The following is a 7,609-nucleotide window of genomic DNA, read 5'->3' as shown; positions in this document are numbered from 1 at the left end:
CAGTCAATATCCTGTTTATATCTTACTCAAAAAATAGTCCGTTTATTTGAAAGAATGAAAAACAAAAAATCATTGAAGAAAATTTCAACACTTTAAACAGCCTATCATCTATATCATATTATTTTATAAAAACCAATTATATAAATAGTTGTGAGAAAACCGTTGAAATATTCTTTTGCTTCATATTCTAACTGTATGAAAGGTCAATTCGTCAGAGGAAATTCCACAGAACATAATTGGTGATCAATTTTTTCGTAAATAGACTCGGCGTATTTGTTTAGATTTGAAAAGCTACTTTTTGAATTTGTTTTACTGGTATAACACGATTGTCTATTTTAAAATGTTTATTTACTGATTGAAACTGCATTTTTGGGAGAGTTTTTTATTTGTGTATGTCTTTGATTATCTTTGTGCCTCTTTTTATCAAGTTGAGTAATAGATGAGGTTTGATTATGATGTGATAGTAGTGGGAGCAGGTCATGCGGGCTGTGAAGCTGCAGCTGCAGCTGCGAATTTAGGTTCGCGCACGTTACTGATTACTATGGATATGAATAAGATTGCCCAGATGAGCTGTAATCCTGCTGTAGGTGGAATAGCGAAGGGGCAGATTGTTCGCGAGATCGATGCTTTGGGAGGTTTTATGGGGATTGTAACCGATCGTACGGCTATTCAGTTTAGAATGTTGAACCGGAGTAAGGGACCTGCCATGTGGAGTCCTCGTGCACAGAATGATCGGGTAAAATTTATTCAGGCTTGGCGTGAGATTCTTGAGAATCTTCCTAATTTGTGGATATGGCAAGATACCGTCAGTGAATTGCTTTTAGACGGTAATCGTGTTTGTGGTGTAAAGACGGCTTTTGGAATCGAATTTCAAGCAAATTCGGTTGTTTTGACAAACGGTACTTTTTTGAATGGATTGATACATGTCGGTCGTGTACAATTTTCGGGAGGACGAATTTCGGAACCGGCTGTAAGAGGATTGACGGAACAGTTGATTTCTCTCGGTTTTATTTCAGATCGGATGAAAACAGGTACTCCTGTACGAATAGATGCTCGAAGTATTTATTTTGAAGAACTTACCGAACAACCGGGCGAAAATGATTTTCGTAAATTTTCTTATTTAGACAATGTCAAAAGAGAACTTAAACAATTAAGCTGCTGGACTTTATATACGAATGAAGAGTGTCACAATGTCTTACGTAAAGGATTATCGGAATCACCTCTGTATAATGGACAGATACAAAGTATAGGTCCTCGTTATTGTCCGAGTATCGAAACTAAAATCGTCACTTTTGCCGATAAAATACAACATCAATTATTTTTGGAACCCGAAGGTGAATCGACACAGGAATATTATCTGAATGGATTTTCTTCATCTCTTCCTTTCGATATTCAGTTGAAGGCTTTGCAAAAAATATCGCCTTTTCGTGATGTTCAATTATATCGTCCGGGGTATGCGATCGAATATGATTTTTTTGATCCTACGCAGTTATTACATACTTTAGAGACAAAGAAGATTTCACATCTGTTTTTTGCCGGTCAGATTAATGGAACTACCGGTTATGAAGAAGCGGCGGGGCAGGGGATAGTGGCAGGTATTAATGCACATCTTCGTTGTCATGGTGATGATACGTTTGTTTTAAATCGTGATGAGGCATATATTGGAGTATTGATAGATGATCTGGTGACAAAAGGAGTGGATGAACCGTATCGTATGTTTACTTCGCGTGCGGAGTATCGGATTCTTTTGCGTCAGGACGATGCGGATATGCGTCTTACCGAACGAGGTTATCAATTAGGACTTGCCGATACTTATCGTTATGGTTTATTGAAAAAGAAGAAAGAAATGATTGATCGAATCACGGAGTTTATTCGTTCTTTTTCCGTTATACCTGTTCAAATTAATGCTAAATTAACTTCTTTAGGAACGGCTCCTATTCCTCATGCTTACAAACTGGTCGATATATTAACTCGACCTCAAGTTTCATTTTCCGATATCAAAGAAGTGATACCGGAGTTTAATCAGTTGATAGATACGATTCCAATTTCTCGTCGGGATGAAATTTTAGAAGCGGCTGAGATCAGTATAAAATATAGCGGATATATCCAGCGAGAAAAACAGATTGCAAATAAAGTATCTCGATTGGAAAATATTCGTATCAAAGATAAGTTTGATTATTTATCGATTCAATCTCTTTCGACGGAGGCTCGCCAAAAATTACATAAAATAAATCCGGAAACAATTGCGCAGGCAAACCGTATTCCCGGAATATCTCCGAGCGACGTCAATATTCTTTTGGTATTATTGGGTAGATAATATAGAAATGTTCCACGTGGAACATGGTTTTTTATAAAAGAAGAATGGATGACAGGCTTAGCTACATACTAAAAATTCTTTCTACTATACCTGAGAAGCCGGGATGTTATCAATATTTCGATCGTAAAGGAACGATTATTTATGTAGGGAAAGCGAAGAATTTACGCAAACGAGTTTCTTCTTATTTTCAGAAAGAGCATGAAAATAATAAAACTCGTGTTTTAGTCAAACATATTTATGATTTAAAATATATTGTAGTAGATTCGGAAGAAGATGCCCTGTTACTCGAAAATAACTTAATCAAACAGTATCGTCCGCGTTACAATGTCTTATTGAAGGACGATAAAACGTATCCTTCCATCGTGATCAAAAACGAATATTTTCCACGTATATTTCAGACAAGAAATATTGTAAGGGATGGTTCTTTGTATTTCGGTCCGTATGCGTCTGCTTATACTGCGAAGATCATGCTGCAACTGATAAAAGAATTGTATCCGGTCCGGACATGCAAACATACCTTGACACCCGAATCCATTGCTTCGGGAAGGTATAAAGTTTGTCTCGAATATCATATTAAACGATGTAAAGCTCCTTGTGTCGGACTACAAAATAGAGAAGAATATAATCGGAATATTTCCGAGATAAAGGAAATATTAAAAGGAAACAGTTCACGCGTAAGCGCGCTCCTTCTAAATCGGATGCGAAAACTTTCGGAGGAAATGCGTTTTGAGGAAGCTCAGGAAATCAAATATCAATATGATTTGATTGAAAATTTTCGGTCGAAGTCGACGGTTGTTCCCATGTTGCATAATGTAGATGTATTTTCGTTGGATGAAAGCGAACAGTCCGTCTATATTAATTACATGCATATAGGAAACGGAGCCATTGTGCAGGTATATACGATTGAGTATCGGAAAAAACTTGATGAACCGAAAGAGGAACTTTTAGGTTTGGGTATTGTGGAAATGAGAGAGAGATTTCAAAGTAATGCTTCCGAAATAATCGTTCCTTTTATGCCTGAAGGTGTATTTTCAAAACATATTATTTTCACGGTTCCACAACGAGGAGATAAGAAGAAATTACTTGATTTGTCTGTTCAAAATGTAAAGCAATATAAGATTGATAAATTGAAACGTTCGGATAAGTTTAATCCCGAACAGCGATCGACCCGTCTGTTAACTGCGATTCAAAAGGATTTACATTTACCTGTTCTGCCGATGCAGATAGAATGTTTCGATAATTCAAATATACAAGGTACGAATCCCGTTGCGGCCTGCGTCGTATTTAAAAAAGGGAAACCGTCGAAGAAGGATTATCGTCATTTTCATATAAAGACGGTTGTAGGTCCCGATGATTTCGCTTCGATGACGGAAGTTGTTACGCGTCGTTACACACGACTGTTGGAAGAAGGTCTGCCTCTTCCGCAGTTGATTGTTATCGATGGAGGAAAGGGACAGTTGAATGCAGCAACGGAAGTGCTTCGGCAATTGAATTTATTAGATAAAATATCGATTGTAGGATTGGCAAAACGGTTGGAAGAGATTTTTTATCCGGGCGATCCGATACCGCTTATACTCGATAAAAATTCGGAAACGCTGAAAGTTATTCAACATCTCCGCGACGAAGCTCATCGGTTCGGTATTACATTTCATCGGAAGATGCGAAGTAAAAAGCAAATTATTTCGGAATTGGATGAGATTAAAGGTATCGGAGAAAAGACGAAAGAGGTGTTATTGAAAAAGTATAAAAGTGTAAAACGGATTAAGGAAGCTCCGATGGACGAACTCATTGAACTGATAGGAGAGAGTAAGGCGGATATCTTAATAAACGGTTTGAAAAAACCGGAATAAATATAAGCAGGAGAATTTAATTTTTGTAATATGAGAACAGTCATACAACGCGTGCAACACGCGTCGGTTGCGATTGATGGAGCGGTACGATCTGAGATTGGTAAAGGTCTACTGATTTTGGTGGGTTTTGAAGATTCGGATACGGATAAGGAAATTGTCCGGATGGCGAAAAAGATCGTAAATATGAGAATTTTCGACGACGATAAAGGTGTTATGAATCGCTCTGTACTTGAAATCGGTGGAGAAATTTTAATCGTCAGCCAGTTTACTTTATATGCTTCGACAAAAAAAGGAAATCGTCCGTCGTATATTCGTGCCGCGAAACCGGATATTGCGATTCCATTGTACGAGTCGTTTTGCAAGGAAGTAGAAATGCAGTTAGGTCGTGACGTAAAAACGGGTGTTTTCGGTGCGGATATGAAAGTTTATTTGTTGAACGATGGTCCTGTAACCATCATTGTTGATACAAAAGATTGATACGATTTCGTCGGATGGAGTAGGGGATGGAAGTCCGATTCTGAGCATATCTTTCTCGATCTATTTAAAAACAAATCCAATTGACCTTTTATATACCTTTAAAATTCTCAGCCTGCTTTATGCTTCGGCACGTATCGGATATACGTCCCGAACGTATCTGTGCGACTTACGGTGTCGTTTCGCCTCCGGCAGGCGGAGTGGGAACATCCGGCTCTTCTCTGTCTGCTCCTTTCCTTCGTGTCCGCAAGGGGTGGATTGATTTTATTGTTTAGATGTTTAGTTGTTTAGTATTCACCTCAACAATTCAACAATCAAACAACTCAACGCCCGAAGGGCATCACTTCTTAATCAACTTCTGTGTGTACGTCTGTCCGTCTTTGACGACGCGCACGAAGTACAGTCCCGCCGGCAGTCCGGCCATCGAGATTTGGAATGTCGGCTCATTCGTCCGGAACGAGCGCAGCATCGTCATACCGCTCCAGATTTGGATTTCGTAAGCGCTTCTGTCGGTCGAGAGTACGCTTAATCCGCTGACTTCATCCGTCTCCATCAGCTGCAAGGTCACTTCGTCTGTTGCCGGGTTGGGCGAGAGGGTGAAACGGTAGTTTGAGCAATCTGAAGAAGATCCCAATGTCGCCGAGCATACCGTACCGGATGTGCCACAGCAGGTGCGTGCCTTTAATGAAATCCATCCGCCCGCGGCTTGATTTGTATTGATGGAGATCATATTGTTCTGTGTATAATAAATTGTCCAAGCCGGGGAAACAGTCCATTCCGGATCACTTAGAGCACAGCCCGAATTATTTACCAGACTGAAGTGGTAAGTCGTATTCGGACAGAGACCACTGGTACCCGTAGCAGTATTTCCTATATATCCGCCACTCGAATTATTCCAAACATCGAATGAAATATCGCTGTTGTACGACGCATTAGCAGTAATGGTACCAGTCGACAGCGATGTCGAAGTCGGCCCACTGATGGTTGCCGTGATGACAGCTGATATATTGAATATAGCTTTAAAGGTAGCCGTTGCTGCTCCTTGTCCTGAGATCAACCGTAAACAGTTACTGCTTGATGACCATTGTACGGACGAACCCACAGGTAAGTTCTCTACTGTATAAGTCGCTTCATTATAAATACTTGAAGGGCCGGAGAGAGAGGGCATCAATGCTTTTCGAACAGCTGCATAAGCATCTACAAGGCCGTAACCCGTTTCTTGATGCCATGTACCGTTAGGTCTTCCAGAAGTAGTGGCATAGGAATATCCTCCTACCTTTTGGGCAGTCTGTTCAATAATATTTCTCACTTGTTGCCCGGTAAGGTTTGGACGAACGGAGAGGATTAAGGCGGCTACTCCAGCAACGTGGGGACAAGCTGCGGAAGTACCATTAAACCAAACCGTATAATCCCTGTTGGTATAATCAGAAGTTATTTTATTTCCTCCATTCATCGTGTGAATTCGCAAAGTAGGATTATAGCCCAAATTACCTTGTCTGTCTGTTGTTGGAATCAGCTACATCCAACTGACTGCCATAATTACTTCCCCATCCCTCTCCATCACAAGAAGTTGGAGACTTTCTTTGCCCACAAGGAGATATAGCACCAACGATTAGTATGTTTGGATTACTATTTGCTGGATAATTAACTGCTCTGTTGTCATTTCCCGAAGCAAAAAGAACGATACATCCTCGTCCGTTTCGCCCATTAACAAGCGCATTTGTAATAGCATCATCAATAATTTGATATTGAACACTTGATCCCCATGAATTACTAATTATATCAGCTCCATTCTGAACAGCCCAATTAATACCTTCTCCTCTTTTTATTCGGGACATAGGAGCTGCTTCTAATGAATTGCTGATAGACATCAATCTGGCATTTGGCGCCACACCTCTAATTCCGATAGCATTATTCCCTGATGCACCAATTATACCTGCACAAGCTACGCCATGATTCCCTCGAACTATACTGGGAGAAGATCCTGTTTCCGTATCAAAATTTAATGGATGGATATTGGCTACTAAGTCCGGATGGTTTAGTTCGATTCCTTGATCAACAACGGCAACTGTAATCCCTGTCCCTGTAGAAAGAGTCTATGCATCGCAAGCTTTAATATCTACACCGTTTGTTCCGTCATATTGCCCGGTATTACGTAGACCCCATTGATTTGAAAAATAAGTGTCATTTGTACAGTTCAACAAATCATCAACCATTAAATCTGGTTCGGCATATTGGAACAAATTAGTGTCGTAAAATCGGTTTGCCATCTCCATAGCATTCCCGTTTGACAGTTTTGTACATGATAGTACAAACCAAAGTGGCATAAATCTATCCTGTCTTACAACAATGGTCTTATTTTTTTTACAATATTTATTCAGTAGCGTTGTATCTGACAGGTTCTTCAATTTGACATAGAAAAAATTAGAAAGACCTATTTTCATTCCATATCTTCCTATAAAATAAGGGGATACCGTTTGTACTCACTCAATTTGTTTTAATTTGCTCACTCGTTCTTTATAGCTTCTCCCCTCATTCATTGTGGATAATTTGAGCTCAGTCCAATAAAAATCCGTTGAAATCTTTTGTTTTTGCTTTAAAATTTGTTCCTTATGTAAATTTAAAGTTCTTTTTGATATCAGATTGCTTTTTTGTAAAGCAACATCATTGACTGTATAAATAAATACACGTGTTGTATCTAACTGTAACGGTTGTTTCTTTCCCTTATAATAATAAAAGTGCTCTTGAGCAAGCAATGATAAAGGGAAAAGTAGCACTATAAAAACTATCTTTTTCATAATCTTGAAATTATTTAAAATGAATATCCGTATATTTACCCAGAAATAATTATCTTTGCAAAAAAAATAAGGCAATGACACTGATCGATTTTTTATCTCACTTTCCAGACGAAGAAAGCTGCAAGCAAAAGTTTAAGGCATATCGCGACCAAGTAGGAGTTGTTTGTTCC

The 7,609-nt window shown here is 39.1% G+C and carries 7 protein-coding genes and 3 pseudogenes; 5 read left to right on the top strand and 5 right to left on the bottom strand.

Annotated elements, in window-relative coordinates; genetic code table 11:
* The first annotated feature begins 439 nt into the window (after nt 1–439).
* The 4 genes from mnmG (at nt 440) to Tanf_RS15120 (ending at nt 4,916) form a co-directional block, all read left to right on the top strand.
* Complete coding sequence (mnmG, locus tag Tanf_RS08915) at nt 440–2,317, top strand: tRNA uridine-5-carboxymethylaminomethyl(34) synthesis enzyme MnmG (RefSeq protein ID WP_046825626.1); 1,878 nt, start codon at nt 440–442, stop codon at nt 2,315–2,317.
* A 44-nt stretch (nt 2,318–2,361) separates the two neighbouring features.
* On the top strand, nt 2,362–4,167 hold the full coding sequence (gene uvrC, locus Tanf_RS08910) for an excinuclease ABC subunit UvrC (protein ID WP_046825625.1): 1,806 nt from the start codon (nt 2,362–2,364) through the stop codon (nt 4,165–4,167).
* A gap of 30 nt (nt 4,168–4,197) precedes the next feature.
* Complete coding sequence (dtd, locus tag Tanf_RS08905) at nt 4,198–4,644, top strand: D-aminoacyl-tRNA deacylase (protein WP_046825624.1); 447 nt, start codon at nt 4,198–4,200, stop codon at nt 4,642–4,644.
* Between the two features lie 119 nt (nt 4,645–4,763).
* Nucleotides 4,764–4,916 carry a hypothetical protein gene (locus tag Tanf_RS15120; RefSeq protein ID WP_161794957.1) on the top strand — a complete coding sequence of 51 codons (153 nt, stop codon included), beginning with the start codon at nt 4,764–4,766 and terminating at the stop codon, nt 4,914–4,916.
* A gap of 65 nt (nt 4,917–4,981) precedes the next feature.
* Here the strand turns inward: Tanf_RS15120 and Tanf_RS16460 are convergent.
* The 5 genes and pseudogenes from Tanf_RS16460 to Tanf_RS08895 all read right to left on the bottom strand — a co-directional run.
* A pseudogene (locus tag Tanf_RS16460) lies at nt 4,982–5,248 on the bottom strand (T9SS type A sorting domain-containing protein); the annotation flags it as partial.
* Nucleotides 5,249–5,857: 609 nt separating this feature from the next.
* Nucleotides 5,858–6,094: pseudogene (locus tag Tanf_RS15815) on the bottom strand (S8 family serine peptidase); the annotation flags it as partial.
* 34 nt (nt 6,095–6,128) lie between these two features.
* Nucleotides 6,129–6,716, bottom strand: coding sequence for a S8 family serine peptidase (locus Tanf_RS14365; RefSeq protein WP_080948604.1), 588 nt, complete (start codon nt 6,714–6,716; stop codon nt 6,129–6,131).
* Nucleotides 6,717–6,737: 21 nt separating this feature from the next.
* Entirely contained in the window at nt 6,738–7,085 is a 348-nt protein-coding gene (locus tag Tanf_RS13875) for a hypothetical protein (RefSeq protein WP_052449062.1), read from the bottom strand.
* Nucleotides 7,086–7,124: 39 nt separating this feature from the next.
* Nucleotides 7,125–7,439 carry a hypothetical protein gene (locus Tanf_RS08895; RefSeq protein WP_140230622.1) on the bottom strand — a complete coding sequence of 105 codons (315 nt, stop codon included), beginning with the start codon at nt 7,437–7,439 and terminating at the stop codon, nt 7,125–7,127.
* A 74-nt stretch (nt 7,440–7,513) separates the two neighbouring features.
* Between Tanf_RS08895 and Tanf_RS14850 the strand changes: the two are divergent.
* Nucleotides 7,514–7,609 (top strand): annotated as a pseudogene (locus tag Tanf_RS14850) (IS1595 family transposase); the annotation flags it as partial.

The organism is Tannerella forsythia, assembly GCF_001006485.1.
Taxonomy (GTDB): Bacteria; Bacteroidota; Bacteroidia; order Bacteroidales; family Tannerellaceae; genus Tannerella; species Tannerella forsythia.
The sequence above is the reverse complement of the archived record's forward strand: the minus strand, read 5'-3'. Positions and strand labels throughout refer to the sequence as shown.